Annotated in this window: 14 protein-coding genes and 2 pseudogenes; 4 read left to right on the top strand and 12 right to left on the bottom strand. The window is 37.7% G+C overall.

The genetic code is table 11. From position 1 onward, the window contains the following. Positions 1-25: 25 nt before the first annotated feature. The 5 genes from HHH54_RS02490 to HHH54_RS02470 all read right to left on the bottom strand — a co-directional run bounded on the left by HHH54_RS02490 (position 26) and on the right by HHH54_RS02470 (position 3521). Positions 26-961, bottom strand: a complete 936-nt coding sequence (locus HHH54_RS02490) for a cation diffusion facilitator family transporter (protein WP_198617255.1) — start codon at positions 959-961, stop codon at positions 26-28. 11 nt (positions 962-972) lie between these two features. Continuing rightward, on the bottom strand, positions 973-1392 hold the full coding sequence (locus HHH54_RS02485) for a DUF2231 domain-containing protein (RefSeq protein WP_198617254.1): 420 nt from the start codon (positions 1390-1392) through the stop codon (positions 973-975). A gap of 69 nt (positions 1393-1461) precedes the next feature. Beyond that, positions 1462-2610 (bottom strand): sensor histidine kinase, encoded by a 1149-nt coding sequence (locus tag HHH54_RS02480; RefSeq protein WP_198617253.1) that lies wholly within the window; start codon positions 2608-2610, stop codon positions 1462-1464. Next, positions 2607-3275, bottom strand: coding sequence for a response regulator transcription factor (locus tag HHH54_RS02475; protein WP_198617252.1), 669 nt, complete (start codon positions 3273-3275; stop codon positions 2607-2609). The genes HHH54_RS02480 and HHH54_RS02475 overlap by 4 nt, the downstream gene beginning before the upstream one ends. A 105-nt stretch (positions 3276-3380) precedes the next feature. Continuing rightward, positions 3381-3521, bottom strand: a complete 141-nt coding sequence (locus tag HHH54_RS02470; RefSeq protein WP_198617251.1) for a hypothetical protein — start codon at positions 3519-3521, stop codon at positions 3381-3383. A 287-nt stretch (positions 3522-3808) separates the two neighbouring features. On the opposite strand from HHH54_RS02470, the pseudogene lip (HHH54_RS02465) reads away from it, so the two are divergent. Further along, a pseudogene (gene lip / locus HHH54_RS02465) lies at positions 3809-6072 on the top strand (YSIRK-targeted triacylglycerol lipase). Positions 6073-6370: 298 nt separating this feature from the next. Then, positions 6371-8594: pseudogene (gene lip, locus HHH54_RS02460) on the top strand (YSIRK-targeted triacylglycerol lipase). Positions 8595-8713: 119 nt separating this feature from the next. Here the strand turns inward: lip (HHH54_RS02460) and HHH54_RS02455 are convergent. The 3 genes from HHH54_RS02455 to HHH54_RS02445 are packed head-to-tail and all read right to left on the bottom strand — an operon-like array spanning position 8714 to position 11626. Continuing rightward, entirely contained in the window at positions 8714-9889 is a 1176-nt protein-coding gene (locus HHH54_RS02455; protein WP_198617250.1) for an ABC transporter permease, read from the bottom strand. Then, positions 9882-10568: an ABC transporter ATP-binding protein gene (locus HHH54_RS02450; RefSeq protein ID WP_198617249.1), complete on the bottom strand. Its 687-nt coding sequence runs from the start codon at positions 10566-10568 to the stop codon at positions 9882-9884. The genes HHH54_RS02455 and HHH54_RS02450 overlap by 8 nt, the downstream gene beginning before the upstream one ends. Then, entirely contained in the window at positions 10565-11626 is a 1062-nt protein-coding gene (locus HHH54_RS02445; protein WP_198617248.1) for an efflux RND transporter periplasmic adaptor subunit, read from the bottom strand. The genes HHH54_RS02450 and HHH54_RS02445 overlap by 4 nt, the downstream gene beginning before the upstream one ends. A gap of 213 nt (positions 11627-11839) precedes the next feature. Between HHH54_RS02445 and HHH54_RS02440 the strand changes: the two genes are divergently transcribed. Then, positions 11840-12442 (top strand): YIP1 family protein, encoded by a 603-nt coding sequence (locus HHH54_RS02440; RefSeq protein ID WP_198617247.1) that lies wholly within the window; start codon positions 11840-11842, stop codon positions 12440-12442. A gap of 701 nt (positions 12443-13143) precedes the next feature. Here the strand turns inward: HHH54_RS02440 and HHH54_RS02435 are convergent. Continuing rightward, complete coding sequence (locus tag HHH54_RS02435) at positions 13144-13590, bottom strand: DUF1648 domain-containing protein (protein ID WP_198617246.1); 447 nt, start codon at positions 13588-13590, stop codon at positions 13144-13146. Then, positions 13574-14440 carry a fructosamine kinase family protein gene (locus HHH54_RS02430; protein ID WP_198617245.1) on the bottom strand — a complete coding sequence of 289 codons (867 nt, stop codon included), beginning with the start codon at positions 14438-14440 and terminating at the stop codon, positions 13574-13576. The genes HHH54_RS02435 and HHH54_RS02430 overlap by 17 nt, the downstream gene beginning before the upstream one ends. Positions 14441-14606: 166 nt before the next feature. Here HHH54_RS02430 and HHH54_RS02425 point away from each other — a divergent pair, with 166 nt between their 5' ends. Continuing rightward, entirely contained in the window at positions 14607-15272 is a 666-nt protein-coding gene (locus tag HHH54_RS02425; RefSeq protein ID WP_198617244.1) for an NAD(P)H-dependent oxidoreductase, read from the top strand. An 80-nt stretch (positions 15273-15352) separates the two neighbouring features. Here the strand turns inward: HHH54_RS02425 and HHH54_RS02420 are convergent, their stop codons facing one another. Together HHH54_RS02420 and HHH54_RS02415 are read right to left on the bottom strand one after the other, a co-directional pair. Continuing rightward, positions 15353-16459 (bottom strand): 5,10-methylene-tetrahydrofolate dehydrogenase, encoded by a 1107-nt coding sequence (locus HHH54_RS02420; RefSeq protein WP_198617279.1) that lies wholly within the window; start codon positions 16457-16459, stop codon positions 15353-15355. Beyond that, positions 16456-17610: a 5,10-methylene-tetrahydrofolate dehydrogenase gene (locus HHH54_RS02415; protein WP_198617243.1), complete on the bottom strand. Its 1155-nt coding sequence runs from the start codon at positions 17608-17610 to the stop codon at positions 16456-16458. Before HHH54_RS02415 ends, HHH54_RS02420 begins: the two co-directional genes overlap by 4 nt. Positions 17611-17866: the final 256 nt, after the last annotated feature.

Genomic DNA, 17866 nt, shown 5'->3' with positions numbered 1-17866 from the left:
AACGCGACGAAAGTGTCGCGTTTTTTTATTTAACATGATCAAAATATTGTTCATTTAAGTTGTTAATATCTAAGTGTTCAATTTGGAGTGTCGTATGTTGTAAGCCGTATTTTTCTTTGAGTATACGTTCCAGTTGATTGATGATTTTATAGGCATCTTCACTACTGCGACTATCTAAAACGACATGCGCACTTAAAGAATAATGTTCTGTCGTAATCGCCCATAAGTGAAATTCATGAACATCCAATACACGATCCACAGACGTCATTGTTTCAATGATTTCATCTGTATCAAATTCTTCTGGCACTGCTTCCATCAATACAACCCATGCATTGCGCATGATTTTATATCCACCACGTAAAATGACAACAGCAATCACCATACTTAAAATCGGGTCAATCATTTGAATACCTGTAAAGTGAATTAAAACAACTGCTACAATAACACCTACAGAGTTTAATAAGTCTCCAATAAAGTGCCATAATGCACTTTGAATATTAATATTATTTTCGCTTTTCAGTGAGCGCATTAAAATAAATGTTAAGATAATATTTACGATAAGTCCGATTGTTGCGATAACAAGCATCAAACCACTTTCAACCGGCTTTGGATAAATAATGCGCATAATTGCTTCATAAAAAATCCATAATGAAATAATCGCTAGCGCTAATCCATTTAAAAAAGCTGCCAATATTTCAAAACGTAAAAAACCATACGTGTAATTAGCTGTCGGTTTTTTATTCGCGAAATATATCGCTACCATCGACAAACCAAGCGCAATCACGTCACTCAACATATGAAATGAGTCAGAGAGTAATGCGAGTGAGTTGGAGAGAATCCCTCCAACAAACTCAACGATTGTGAAAAATAATGTAATAATTAACGATAACCATAACGTAGACTTTGAATGTGCTTGTGTTTTCCGATGTTCAACGTGATGAAAGTAATCCCGTCTTGCCATTTAATCATCTCCTAGTTTCCATAAGTAATACTTGCACCTAAGTGTCCCGCTACAACTAATAACGCAAATCCGAGTATTGTCATCACTAGGACACCCCATTTAGTATATTGACTGTATTTTGTAAACCAAACACCTGCTAGTTGTAATGCTGTTGCGATACCGTATGCAACTAAAGCAATCATCGCAAATGTTTCGTGTAGGTGTACTAAACTTTGAACGTGCTGTGGATTAAAGTGTTGCATTGCATAAGCTTCCCCGCTGTCTCCTAACATATAGCTCACCATTCCTGAAAGCATACCTGAAATTAATAATAAGCTTAATGTTAATGAAAAAGAATATTTTTTACCGAAAATAACGTGTGCGATTGCGATAAGTGTCGCAAAGCTTAATAAAGCTATTGGAAAGTGTACAAATAAAGGATGTAAAGGCATTTCAATCAACTCCTGTGTTTTCTTGTTAAACTTAATATACAGAAGTAATCTGAAATGAAACTGAAATTCTTAAAGTTTGATTAAAAAAGTTGTGCCAACACCTTCTTTAGATTTCACTTCCACTGTGCCATGATATCGTTGAATGTGCGCATAAAGTATGGATAAGCCAATGCCAGAGCCTTTCGTTTTCGTATTCGCACGATAAAAGCGTTGAAAAATACGCTGTTGATCCCGCTTTTTAATACCGGCACCGTTATCAGAGACTTTGATTTCAATCCCATTGACTGTATTCGAAGCACTGACTGTTATCATGACAGTTTCATCATTATGCTTAATCGCATTCTCTAATAAAATATTAATCATTTGTTTAAAATGAAGGGGCACAATTGGATGCGTTAAATCAGGAGCATAAAGACGTCGTATCTGTTTATGATATGTCCGTTCAATCGTATCAATCACCCCATCCAAAAGGACAGAAATATTTACAGGCTCAATATTTTCAACATTTCCTTCTTGATCAAGCATTGATTCAATGAGTTGTTGCATATACATGGTCTCATTTTTCATTTGTTTTAAGGTGTGTTGTCCCGCTTCACTTAATTGCTTTGCATCTAACATCTCAATATATTGCAGTCCTAATAAAATTGAGGCTATGGGTGTTTTCATTTCGTGAGAAGCATTTTGAATAAAATGCGTTTGTTCTGCCATGAGCGCTTCATACGTTCGTATTGGCTTACGAACCATATCGTAAATAGCTATCGTTAACAATACGAATGTCAAAACGAACGCCACAACAATAACACTCACTAAAAAGGATTTCGTCTCGTGTAAATCTCGAATGTCTGTTAAATAATATAATGTGCGCTGATTCGATAAAGATGCTTTACGCACATCATATACGCCGTTATCCACTGCTTTAATGAACGGTGTGTGCTTACTATTTAAAAAGTGTTTTTGTATTGTAGCTTTAGAAAATGGGCTATGTACCACGACGATCGTCTCGCCTCTCACGATAAAATAATTTGCTGACTGGTCTACAGTTCCACCTTGCGCCATTGTTTGTTGTGTGTTGCGAAGTTCTCGTGAAGCCATCTCATCTATTTCATGATTCAATTTATAACTGAATAATATCAAAACACTTAAAAATATAAGTGCTAAACTCATTGCTAAAATACTTAAATATTTTAAAAAGACAGGTCCAAACTTGTAAGGTTTCATGGCACCACTTCCAATTGATAGCCTACACCACGAAGACTTTTAATTTGAAGTGTCACATCAAGTTGTTTAAGTTTTCGTCTAAGTTGTTTGATCAGCGCATCAACATTATTATCTGATACATCTTGATCAAGGTGCCAAACCTTCTCAATGATGAGCGCTCTTGAGACCACTTGGTTTAAAAACAGAAGTTCTAACAATTGATATTCATTTCGCGTTAAGTTGATAGCATGATGATCTTTTAAAAAGACATGCTTTTGATAATCATATGTAAGGTTGCCAATTGTTTTATACTGTTGATCCATTGCGTGATAGCGTTTCATAACTGCAATCATACGTGCTTCTAATTCTTCAAAATCAAAAGGCTTTGTTACATAATCATCCGCACCAACTGTCAAACCTTGCACTTTATCCGCCGTTTGGGATTTTGCTGTTAACATAATAATTGGAACCGGATATTGCGCTTGGCGAATAGCTCGAATAATATCAATGCCACTAGTGTCTGGCAACATCCAATCGACTAAAACAATGTCATAATGAACTTGATCCATGTAAAGCAATACATCTTCACCTTCTTGAAGCCAATCCACTGCGTATTGCTTGAGCTTCAACATATTCTGAATCAGTTCTCCCATCATCGCATTATCCTCAATCAGTAATACACGCATGCCGCTCACCCCAATTCCTTATACATACCTTAATTGTATAGTCTTAAACGAAATAAAGGCGGAATAACAAACCTTTCATTTGCAATTCCGCCTTACTGTGTGATTTTATGAACCCTTTCCAAAGTCTTCATTAACTAAAGATTCATCTGCTTGGTATTGTTGAAAAGTTAAATAACCAACACCTGCTAATACAAGTACAAGGGCTCCACCTGCAACATAAGCAGCCCCTTTAAACAATTGATTCATAAGTATCCCTCCAATATTTAAGTCTAGTGTATCACATTCTATTTCGAGTATGCTATTCGCATTACTTTACATTGTTTTAATAAATTGTAATCTGAATGCAATTATTATTTAAATATAACATTCTATAATCAAGGATATTGACATAAATATACGGCTTAATACTATCGACTCACTTAAGTGAGCGCCTTATTATTTTAAGTCGCTATTACTTTTGACTATTAAGGGGAACGATTTTGTTTAATTATGGAATAACATTATTTTGATATTGGGGTAAATTAAAAGAAGGGATGTCCACAATGAACAAAAAAGAACATAAATATAGTATTCGAAAATTAAGTTTTGGTGCATCGTCTATTATGGTTGCATCGTTATTTGTCGCTGGTGCACATCAAGCTGATGCAAGCGAAACAGACGCATCAAATAATACTACAGACGTGCTAACGTCACAAACACACACAACATCACAAGCTAAAGACGTAAACTCATCTGAAGAAGCAGAACCATCACAAGATACACCATTACATAGTGTAGCGTCTCCTGAAACAGAAGACGTATCTTCTTCTGAACCACAGTCTCCAGAGACAAGCTCAACATTAGAAGAAGCTCAACCACAATCAAATGATGCAAAAACTCAAGAAACTGCCACTCAAGACGTAGAATCAGAACAAACACCATCGACTCAGGATACAACTCCTGTTACTGAAGGCGCATCAACAACAGAAGCACCTCCTTCAAGTGATGATACTGCATTAAAAGCAGATGTTGAGTTACCACAAACAGAAACGGCACCTCATTTAGATGATTCAACATCTCATGAAACACAAGAGACTGCTCAATCCAATCCAACAGAGCCCACAGCAGTTGACGCACCTGTTCAAGAAAAAATAGAGCGCGAACCGTCCTCATCAGAGAGTTCTACTGAAGCATCTACAAAAGAGACACCACAACCTCAGTCATCAGAATCTAAAGTAGAGACAGAAACACTTCCAGAAGACGCTCAAACAGAAACACATACACCTAAAGTAGAAACTGATGTAAATGAAGCAGACGTTGAAACAACACCTAAACTGGAAACATCATCAACAAAATCACAACAACCTAAAACAAATGAAACATCAACTCAAGACAAAACAGAAGTTACAACTGACACAAATTCTGACCAAGCTTTACATGAACTAACAGAAGCGGAGACTACTAAAGCAGATGTTAAAGCGCCTACAGCACTAGATTCAAATCACACAACAGCACCAACTGAACGTGATGGTTCTTTACCAGATGAAGGTCTTTCAACGTTAAAACAATCTCACGTTGCGACGACTCAATCTCAAACTAATACACGTGATGCTGAAAAATTAAAAGAACAACCGAATCAAAAAGCGAAACAAGGGTTTTATAAAAATCAAGATCCTATTATTTTAGTTCATGGTTTTAACAGTTTCACAGATGACGTCAATCCGTTTTCTGATCACTACTGGGGTGGTAGTAAATTAGATATCCGTAATGACTTAGAAGAAAATGGCTATGAAGCACATGAAGCGAGTATTAGTGCTTTTGGTAGTAACTACGACCGTGCCGTTGAGTTATATTATTATATCAAAGGTGGCCGTGTTGATTACGGTGCGGCACACGCAGCTAAATACGGACATGAGCGCTATGGCAAAACATACGAAGGTGTCTACAAAGATTGGCAACCTGGCCAAAAAGTGCATTTAGTCGGTCACAGCATGGGCGGTCAAACGATTCGTCAATTGGAAGAATTGTTACGTAATGGAGATCCTGAAGAGATTGCTTATCAAAAAGAACATGGCGGCGATATTTCTCCACTGTTTGAGGGGAATCACGACGGTATGATTACGTCTATGACTACAATTGGTACGCCTCATAATGGTACAATTGCAGCTGACCAAGTCGGAAATGAACCTATTGTGAGACAATTTACTTATGATTTCGCAAAATTCATAGCTAATATGGATACCAATGCAACGCTTGGCTTAGATCATTGGGGGATCAAACGTGGTGAAGGCGAAAATTTAATTGACTACTATAAACGTATCAAACAAAGTAACCCACTCTGGACAACTGAAGATAACGGATTTTACGACTTAACACGCAAAGGCGCTGCTGAACTCAATCAAAAAACATCACTTAATCCAAACATTGTTTATAAAACATACACAGGTGAATCAACACACCCTACTATGCTTGGTAAACAACGTACAGACTTAGATATTCCTTTTTCATATCATTTAACGGGTGACCTCATTGGAAAAGCTGATGAACCAGAATGGCGTGAAAATGATGGACTTGTCTCAGTAGTGTCTGCATTACATCCGGACAATCAAGCATGGGTGAAAGCGACGGATCAAATCCAAAAAGGAATTTGGCAAGTCACTGATGTGTATCATGGTTGGGATCATGTCGACTTTATTCGTCATGATGGCACACTTATGCCAAAACTTTAGAAGAGGTTCAAAAGTTTTGGCATAATTTAGCGGAAGACCTTGTTGCTGCTGAAAAGGTAGTATCATCTAAAGTGAAGGAGGTTCTATAATTATGAGTGGTACAGTTGGGGAATTAATTCAATCTTTCTTCAATGTGTTAAAAGCCATTTTTAGCTTATAACATACATAAGTTGGTCCATACTTCAAACGTATGAGACCAACTTTTTTATACTCTTCTTAATAAATTATTTTATATATTGATTATTGACATCATTAATATCATAGGATATGATATATGCACTTAATTGAAAGCCCTTTCATTTTGAGCGCTATCACTCTTTTACTAAGGGAACGTTTAATTATGGGACACAGTTATTATTGGGGAAATTACAAGAAGAGGTGTCCACAATGAACAAAAAAGAACATAAATATAGTATTCGTAAATTAAGCTTCGGTGCATCATCTATCATGATTGCTTCTTTATTTTTCGTTGGTGCAAACCAAGCGAATGCAAGCGAAACAACTACACCAAATGCCACTCCAGAACCAGAAGCAGAGGCAACGCAACAATCTGAAGCAGCAAGCCTACCTGAAGAAACAGTATCAACGCAAGAGACACCGTTACATAAAGCAACGTCTCCCGAAACAGAAGACACATCTTCTTTTGATACACAATCTCCTGAGGCAACTACAACGTCAAAAGCAAACACATCATCAACTGAAACACATACTCAAGAGACAGACACTCAAGACGTAGAATCTGAACAAACAGAATCTACTCCGCCTGAAGTTGAAAAAACATCAACATTACAAAATAGCGCTGAATCAGATAATAGCGCACAAAAAGAGGAAGTTGCACCATCAATAACGGAAGAGGCTCCTCATTTAGATAATTCAACATCTCGTGAAACACAAGAAACTGCTCAATCCAATCCAACAGAGCCAACAGCAGTTGACGCACCTGTTCAAGAAACAGTAGAGAAAGCACCGACTTCATCAGAAAGTACTACTGAAGCCTCTACCCAAGAAGCTCAATCACAACAGTCATCAGAAGCTAGAGTAGATACAGAGACACGTCTAGGTGATGTTCAAACAGAAACATCCAAATTAGAGTCTGATGTATCCAAAACAGACACAGAAAAAACATCGGCAGTAGAAATACCGTTAACACAATCACAACAAACTGAAACAGACAAAATACCTGTTCAAGATAAAACAGAGGTTTCAAATGAAGCTAAATCTGAACAAGCTTTACATCAATTAACAGAAGTAGATTCAACAGAAAAAGTAGACGTTAAAGCACCTAAAGCGCTAGGTTCAAATCATACAACAACACCATCTGAGCGTGATGGTTCTTTACCAGATGATGGCCTTTCAACGTTAAAACAAGCTCACGTTGCGACGACTCAGTCTCAAACTAATACACGTGACGCTGAAAAGTTAAAAGAACAACCGAATCAAAAAGCGAAACAAGGCTTTTATAAAAACCAAGATCCTATTATTTTAGTTCACGGCTTTAATGGGTTTACAGACGATATCAATCCATTCTTCTTATCACACTACTGGGGTGGTAATAAACTCAACATCCGTAATGACTTAGAAGAAAATGGTTACGAAACACATGAAGCGAGTATTAGTGCTTTTGGTAGCAACTACGACCGTGCTGTGGAGCTATAAAGGTGGCCGTGTTGATTACGGTGCAGCACATGCAGCGAAATACGGACATGACCGCTACGGTAAAACATATGAAGGGGTCTACAAAGATTGGCAACCGGGCCAAAAAGTCCATTTAGTTGGTCACAGTATGGGCGGTCAAACGATTCGTCAATTAGAAGAACTATTACGCAATGGAAACCCTGAAGAGATTGCCTATCAAAAAGAACATGGCGGCGATATTTCTCCACTGTTCGAAGGTAATCACGACGGTATGATTACGTCTATGACTACAATTGGTACGCCTCATAATGGCACACATGCCGCAGATCAAATCGGTAACGAGCCAGTTGTCAGACAGTTCGTTTATGATTTTGCGAAATTTTTAGCTAACGCAGATTCAAATGTAACATTTGGACTCGATCATTGGGGTATCAAACGTGGTGAGGGTGAAAAACTACTTGATTACTATAAACGTATCAAACATAGTAATCCACTCTGGACAACTGAAGATAACGGATTTTATGATTTAACACGTAAAGGTGCTGCTGAACTCAACGAAAAAACATCACTCAATCCAAATATTGTGTATAAAACATATACAGGCGAAGCGACACACCCTACTATGCTTGGTAAACAACGCGCAGACCTCAATATGTTCTTCCCATTCTTAGCAACAGCGAATGTCATCGGAAAAGCAGCTGAACCAGAATGGCGAGAAAATGATGGCCTAGTATCAGTCGTCTCTTCTCTACATCCAGATAATCAAGCGTGGGTGAAAGCGACAGATCAAATTCAAAAAGGTGTTTGGCAAGTTACTGACGTTCTTCACGGTTGGGATCATGTTGACTTTGTAGGTCAAGATGGCCTGGATTTATCACATCCTGTAGAAGAACTTCAAAAATTCTGGCACAATTTAGCAGATGACCTTGTCGCTGCTGAAAAAGTTGTATCTTCTAAAGTGAAGGAGGTCCTATAATTATGAGTGGTACAGTTGGTGAATTAATTCTATCTTTCTTCAATGTTTTAAAAGCTATTTTTAGTTTATAATACACAAAAAGTTGGTCCATACATCAAACGTATGAGACCAACTTTTTCTTATTTAATAATATCAATTAATTCTTTTTTCGATGCTGCACGTGCAGGAATCCAACCAAACACTACACCAATTAATGTAGAAACGCCTACTGCTAAAAGGATAGAACCAAGACTGACGGCACTCTTAATATACTCAGGTGTTAACACATCCACTAAAGATGCGATTAAAATACCAATAATGAGTCCGATAATTCCACCAATTAGACATAAAATGACACTTTCAATTAAAAATTGAAGTTCAATATCGCGTCCCTTAGCACCAAAAGCACGGCGAATTGCTATTTCTTCAGTACGTTCTGCAACTGAAATATACATCACATTCATGACACCGATACCCGCAATAAATAGCGAGATGCCTGCAACAGCTGCCACAAAGTAAGTGATACCGTCAAAGATTTTTCCAATACTCTTCAACGCTTCTTCCATATCAACATACTGATATTCCCCATCACTTGTAGCTGAACCATTTTGATTTAATTTTTTAGCAACGTCATTTGCAATATCTTTCTTCTTCGCATTTTCATCAAACTTTATTTCAAGTTGTGGAAAAGATGACTTGAGATTTGGTAGATAACGATTTGCTGTTTGTGTTGGCATTTTCACAGCATCTGGTACTTGCATATCATCTGCAATGCCTACGACTTTAAAACCCATATCATCAATATAGACTGTTTTCCCTACAGCATCTCCTTTGAACAACTCATCTGCTACTTGAGAAGACAAAGTCACTACGCGATTTTTCATATCGTTATCATCTGTCGTAAATCCATCTCCCTCACTTGCATTCGTCAGTGAATCTACTTTAATGATTGAAATGTCAGTTTGTTGGTCTGGCGTGCGCGCTTCTGACGATAGACCTAATGTATCATCTTCTTTAATACGCGCATCTTTCACACCTTTTACCTGTCTCGCAAGATCAAGATCCGCATCTGTAAACGGTTCTGGATTAGGATTGTCAAAGTTTTTGGCGATGAAGTTAATGAGGGCGGCATCCTTTGCAGCACCTGCATCACTAAATTGTTCATTTGCTGTTTGTTTAAATCCATTACCTAGCGACATAATCGTAATTACCGCAGCAATCCCGATAATAATCCCAATCATGGTAAAGATATTCCGACGCTTATTTTTTAAAATCGAACGTAGCGACACACTGATAATATTCGCTAAATTACTCATGTGTGTTCACCTCTTCTCGTTGCACGCGGCCGTCTAAAATATGAATCACACGGTCTGCTTGTTGCGCAACTTTAGGGTCGTGTGTGACAACAATCATCGTTGTCCCTTGTTCTTGATTCAATTTCATAAATAACGCCATGATATCTTTGGATGTTTTAGAATCTAACGCTCCTGTTGGTTCATCAGCAATAATAAACTTCGGATTATTTACAATAGCACGTGCAATCGCTACACGTTGTTGCTGACCACCAGACAATTTATTTGGCACTAAATTTTCCTTATCAAACAAACCTACATTATGCAGCATCTCAACAACACGTGATTTACGCTCACGTGCATTCATCCCTGCATAAAGAAGCGGAATACTCACATTTTCAAGGATTGTATTATTTTGAATCAGCTTAAAGTTTTGAAATACAAACCCTACTGTTTCATTTCGAATTTCCGCAAGCTCATTGTCTGAACGCTTTTGATAATTCTCGCCATTAAAATAGTAATCTCCGTCATAACCACGGTCGATAAATCCAAGAATATTAATCAGTGTACTCTTCCCTGACCCAGATGGCCCCATGATTGCGACGAATTCACCCTTATCGATACGCAAATTAATATCTTTAAGAATGTGATTAGTCTCGTTACCATTTTTAAAATGACGATTAATATCGACAAGCTCTATCATTCAGACACCTCGACTTTTTTACCGTCTTTGATTTTATTGTCAGGGTTTTTGATGATTTTTTCATTCACTTTTAGACCTTTTTGAATCATAATATCGCCATTATTATCGTCAAACTGAATTTTTCTCTTATGTGCATAGCCTTTATCGTCAACGACAAATACGCGATTATCTTTCGTTAATGCACTTTTCGGAATTTTGATTGTGTCTAATGGTATTGTCGCTTCAACGGTATATCCATTTTTTACATCAAAATCTAATTCTCCAATCATAACTTGATACTTCGATGTTTCATTCCCTTTGCCAAGTTCAGGATCTCGGTCGACTGGGTTATTTGTTGTTAATGATGACTGTGCTTCATCACCTTCTGACGCACCGCTCATCGCCGGAGTAGCACCTGCCCCCGCACTTGCGTTTGCTTCTGTATCATAACTTGTCGGCAATTGCGCAATTCGTGTGATTTTTCCGTTTCCTGTTTTACCATTGCTAGTCACTGTGACTTTAACGTCGTCACCGACTTTAATCTTATCTAAATCAAACTCTGACACAGTTGTTTGAATTTCAGGTTCATTCGAAATGAGTCGTAAAATCGGCGTTCCGTCATTGACGTTACCTTGATTGACGATTTCAACCGTTCCACTAAATGTCGCATTAACACTATTGTATACTTGTCCGTCATAACGATTTAATTGTTTAATCGCTTGATCAATTTGTTGTTGATCTCCTTGAGACTCTGCTTCATTAAGTTGATCTACTAACTTTTGGCGTTGTGTTGAATCTAAATCATAATTCAATAAAGGCGTTCCTTGTTGAACAAATTGACCATCCTCAACTTGTACGCTCACAAAATCACCTATTTGAGAATTATTTTGATATGTTTTAACTGAATTCGGCGAAACTTTCCCCGTTACGCGAATTGGACTTTCTTTTTGGACTTTATATGTATCGTATCCTTTTTTGTCGTCTTGACCACCTTGACCGAAAGCTTTCACTAACAAAGCAATACCGATTAAGAGTAAGACACCAATCACTGATAAGATGATAAGTGTTTTCTTTTTCACATGACACCGCTCCTTATTTCAAATTTTGTAACCCTTTGCATCATAACATAAAATACGTCTGGTGAAATATGAAACTCAAAGTTTTTACAATTTCTTTAATATTAAAGTGAATTTCTATTTATCATTATTTTTTATATTTACGAAATCTTCTCTTTTACAGTTCCATAATAATGTTATAATGAAGTCGAAAATTATAATATCAGGAGGTATATAATGCAGTATTCAAAACCCTTACATATTGAGTCATTCGAACAAGATCGCAACCATCCAAAAGTGGCACTCAAAATTCTTCTCGTTTTCATCATTTCCATTATCACTGCCATACTTAGCATGCTTGTAACAGACATTACACAAACACTTATCGACAGTGGTCTATCCAAGCAACAAGCAGAACAAAGCGCAACTATCGCAAAATACGGTGGCGCAATCGGTGCTGTAATTAGCGTATGGTTCACAATTGGACTCTCAATGCTCATTGTCTTTGTCATCGCAAAAATCTTTAAATCAGACGCACGCGCCAAATCCATGTTTGCCAGCATCTTACGTTATACGATCATCACAGGCATAATCGCACTCATCATACTCGTGATACAATGGATCGCAAACATCGACCCACAACAAATCTCTATCGATTCACTCAACATCTTTGACCCAGGCAACACCAAACTTGGCCTAATCAGACTAACAACACTCATCAGCGCATGGCTATTCGGAGTCATACTACACTCCACACTACACCTAAGCAAAAAAACATCATGGACCTTCATCATCATCTACATCATCCTATTCATACTAATACCAATGCTATTCATCTAAGGTCATTGAGGAAGCGGTTAGGATTCAAGCAGAATAGAATAATGCGTAAAAATTGGTTTTTAATTTTAGCGCATTATGAAATTCTGTCGAGAATCCTGCTTCCGAAATGCCGTCTATCGCCTCCCACCGCATATCATCTAAGGTTGTTGAGGAAGTGCTTAGCGTTTGAGCAGAACGACAGCTACGCTCAAAACTGTTTTTTAGTTTTGCAGCGAAGCGAAAGTTCTGCCGAGAACGCTACTTCCGAAACACCGTCTATCACCAAGGTTGTTGAAAAAGCGGTTAGAATTAGAGTAGAACGTAACAGCTTGTAAAATCGTAATTTGATTTTATCAAGATGTGGAGTTCTACCGATAATTCTGCTTTTGAAACACCGTTCATCGCCTCCCACCAAATATGGCAAAAGGTCATTGAGGAAGCGGTTTGAATTCTAAAGAACCACTTCGGATGGAGTTACATATTTAAAGATTAACATCATATTAAACCTCCAGACGTTAGTGGTTCTTACAAATGCGTACAATCGCATTTGTTCATTTAACACCTGCACATTGCGAAATTCTGTCGAGAATTCAGCTCTCGAAATGCCGTCAATCGCCTCCCACTACACATTGAAAACTTTACTTGAAACACAAAAACCACTGCACATCGTCCTCGTTATTCAACGAGTGACCATGCGAGTGGTTTTTATCAATTGATACGATTTATCGATAGCGTAATGATTGTCGCACTTTATAAATGAATGCGATAACGATGATTATAAACAGCGCAAGCATTAACCAACCTGGAATGCGATCCTGATTATGAGACAATAGGTATAAATGTGCGCTATAGAGTATCCAAATTCCAATTTGCACAACAGTAAATAGTGTCAACGTACCTCTAATACGTGCTTCTGTACCTTCTGTTCTCGCTTGATTTAGATTTTTTTCTAGTTTTGGTGCGAATGTCGCAAGTAATGTAATCACTACCCACAAAATTAAAAATACAATAGGTACAATCCAAAGTTGACTTTTTGAGCCCATTTCATCTGCATGACCACTGAATGAAAAGTGCGTTCCGACAAGTTCAGGCAAGCGTGGAAATATGATGGCTAACCAAACTATTGCGATCATCCAAAGTACAGGGACAATTTTATGAAGATGACGCATGAGCTATCGCCTCCATTGTCCGTTTAACACTATGATGATACATAGAGCCAAACTTCACTAAATGTACTAATAATAAATATAATTCATAAAATTGGATTCGCAATGTTGCGCCTTCTGTTAAAGGATACGCTTCATGATAAGCATCGTAAAACGCTTGTGTAAACCCACCAAATACACGTGTTGCTCCTAAATCAAACTCTCGATCGCCGTATAGTGGAGCTGGATCAAATAGTGCTGGCTGTCCATCTGTTAAAAACATATAATTACCACCCCACAAGTCTCCATGCAGTAATGATGGTTTGCTATCATGTTGACGCAATGTTTCAATCATAATCTGACGTACTTCTTCAAACAATTCATCATCTTCAGGTGACCATAGTTGCTCTTGACGTATACGCTCTGCGAGTACATCAATACGTTGATGGATAAATAAGTCTACCCACGTATCTGTCCAAGTATTGTCAAAACTAATGTCACGTCCTTCATAAGGTAGTTCAAATCCAAATTGACCTTGTTCTGAATAGGTTTGATGTAATTTAGCAACAAGTTGACCGAGCGCTTCTTGGCTTCCTGTATGCCCTTCTTCTAAATAACTAAGCAAAAGGTAAGCGTCGTTTTCAATTTCTCCACTTGCGATAACGACTGGTGCTGTAATCTCTGCTGCTTCAAATGCTTTGAGTCCTGCTATCTCCGCTTCATAAAATGATGCATCACGCCCAGGTTGAACAAGTAAAAAATACGTCTCAGTTTCCGTTTCAACTCGGTACGCTTGATTAACATCACCACCGCTTACAGGTATGACATTGCGCACATCGTTCAGTGGTAATTGTTGATACCATTCTTGATTCATAACCCCGTCCCCCTTTATTAATTTTTAAAATCATTTCATATATAAGTTATAGTATATAATATATCCTCCCCTTTTGATAATATTCGTTAAACACAATCTTTTTAAATGACGTGTCTCTTACTTTATAATGAAAATGTAAGATTATCATTATAGAGGAGTTATTAAAATGGAAAACAAACGCCAATTTATTCTTGATGCATTTAATTACCGTTTTGCGACAAAACGCTTTGATGCAAATAAGACAATTTCAGATGAAGATTTTGACACAATTCTTGAAACAGGACGTTTATCACCAAGTTCTTTAGGATTTGAGCCATGGCAATTTTTAGTGATTCAAAATAAAGAGCTTCGTGATGCTTTAAAACCAATCAGTTGGGGTGCTCAAGGTCAATTAGACACAGCGAGCCACTTTGTGTTGATTCTTGCACGTAAAAACGTTCGTCCTGGTAATGAGTATGTGCAACAACTTTTAAGTGAAACGAAACAAATGCCTCAAGAGATGATTGATCAAATGATGTCTCGTACGACAGAATTCCAAGATAGCAACTTAAATCTTTATGAAAACGATCGTGCGTTATGGGATTGGGCTAGTAAACAAACATATATCCCACTTGCAAATATGATGTCATCTGCAGCGATGCTTGGTATTGACTCATGTCCAATTGAAGGCTTCCAATATAACGATGTGGCAGAACTTTTAAGCGAAAAAGGTTACTTTGACCGTTCTGTCTTTGAACCGTCTGTTATGGTTGCTTTCGGCTATCGTGAAGAAGACCCGTCACGTGAGAAAACACGCCGTTCACAAGATGATGTTGTAACTTGGATTAAATAAATTTAAAAAGCGACACGATACACAGCGCACATCATCCTTTCTATAAGATGGTGTTCAATCTGTAGTATCGGTCGCTTTATTTATGCTTTATGTTCATAACGTAACCGTTGACGATAGCCATACGTACTTTCTTTCACGACTTGTTCATTTAATAATCCCGCACCAATCGCACCAGCAACAGTTGAAATAGATGCGGCAAACCATGGAATACTGAGGTACAATCCGATACCTGCCGCGTGATTCAACCCCACTTGTTCTCCTAAAAACGCTGGTGGCAATAACACGATGGCTGCGATTAAGAAGAAGAAATACAGTGTGAAATAGTAAATCACAATCGCAATCAATAATGTTAAAACCGTAGTGAAATTATAGAGTAAAATGATTCTTGAATGCTTGCGGTTACGGACAGGTTCCCATAATTGGTGTGCAGTCATCACCCATATTAACATGCCGAAGATTGCCATAATGGTGATACTCGCAAGTCGCCATGGTGAAAAGAGTAAACTCATCTGCCACATTGTTGAAAACACCATACCAAATGCTCCAGTTGTAAACGCAATTGCGACAACACTACTTAAACTTGACATCATGTGAAGCGGATTATTCGCAAACGTCATCCCTGTCACTAATCGAAACATCCCCATACCTTTTGAACTTGCCGTATAACAAATATGATATGCTTTTGTTTCCTCTCGGTAATGGTAATGCTTTTTAACACGTGTCAATGGAAATTGACGATTTAATGTTGGCATCATACGCGCATCCGAATCATAAGGTTCGCGTTCAAATTGCTCACTTTGCAACATTTCAACCACTTGAACAATGGTACGTTCTAATCGCTTCTTAACAGGCCTCCATCCATATGCCGGATAAAATACTACAGCAGAACCACTATCTGTATTAATATCTAATGCCAGTACCTCTTGTTCATAAAATAACGGTAAATCTGTCAATGCCAATACATAATCCCAATGTGCTTTATGATGATACGCATTAATATCTTTAAAAATACGATCTGCTGATTCCGCAAATCCTGTCAAAGCATCAACAACGAGTTCTACTTGCCACTCAGTACGATTCACTTCTAACCTATCTAACATCTCAGGCAATTCACGTGCTAAATCTTGTCCTAATCGTTCCGTCACACCTGGCGCAACAATTAGTCCCAATGTTTTTGTCATCGTTATACGCCCTCCTCGCGGTGATCTTGTTTTTTACCTTTGTATTCAGTCGTGTCGTCTGAATCCGTATCATCAAAAGTATAAGATTCTTGCTCTTTTTGTATCGTTTCATAACGATAATATTGACGATACGAGTAAGTCATTTGTCTAATACGTTGTTCATCCTCAACAGTTGACCCCATAGCCCCTGCTAGTAAACCAAGTGACGCAACAAACCAAATCAATTTCATATAATTCGTGATCGGTAACGCCACATCTGCACTTGTCCAACTATTAAATAAACCTAAAGGCACAAACATTGTCACACTAATCGATAACAAGACATACAAAATCATATAATTAAGCAATGTAATCAGTAGTAACGATAGTAACGTCGTCATATTATAAATACGACGATATACCGTCTGAGTTGCAGAAGATGACTTTTCTCTTAATTGATGGGCATAGATCAACCAAAACGTCATACCGAACACTGCAATACACATGAGAAATATAAATCGCCACGGTGAATAGACAACACTTAACTCCCAAGGCATTGAGAAAATCGCGACGTACGTTCCTGTAGCAAATGCTACTGATATAATCTTTTTAAAATTCAAAAGCGCCTTCCACGGTTCATTGATACGCGTCATTCCTAATAGCAACTGAATCCAACTTAATAACCAAAGTGCGTTAACCAAACGTACTTTTTGAGAAGTCTCTTCGTCAGGTTCCACTTTTTTCGTTTGTAGTAATGGCGAAATGCGCATATTTGAACGTCTTTCTACTTGCGGTTCATATAATCGTTGAAACATTAATTGTAAGCTGCGTAATAATTTTGTTTGAGTCCGAAATGCCCCTAATGACGGGAGTGATATCATACTCAATTTACGCTTCACATCGTAATCTGAGATCACAACACGACGCCCGGAAATACTCGGCAAATCTGTTACACAAATCACCATATCCCAATTATGATGTTGTTTAATTCGGTCAGCTCGATCAATACTTGCATGCATATCTTCTGCTGACTCAATCACAAGATCCACTACAACCTCAATATGCCAATCGGTATGAGAATCTACGTGTGCTGAGAGCCATTGTTTTAACCTCGGTACGACCTGTCTCACATCACGCTCACATACGCCAGGCGCTGGCACAATACCGATAGAGTACATCCAAAACCCTCACTTTCTTATAACTGTGAAATGTTATATCTTCATTCTCATTCATTATAGCAAAATTAGAACAGATAAAGGTTGAAAGCGTTATAAACGATGCACTTTTTATAATTGTACTACTTCTATTACTTTAATTAATGTAAAATTTAATGTTCAAAATGCGATAATAATTGCTTCTGATAAAACTTTTATTGCCAAGTATTGTATCAATAATTTCATGGTTATTCTTTTATTCGTATACAAATTACAGTAT

This window comes from Staphylococcus canis, from assembly GCF_016238445.1.
In the GTDB taxonomy this organism is placed as follows: domain Bacteria; phylum Bacillota; class Bacilli; order Staphylococcales; family Staphylococcaceae; genus Staphylococcus; species Staphylococcus canis.
Note: the sequence above shows the minus strand (reverse complement) of the source record. Positions and strands in the feature narration are given on the sequence as shown.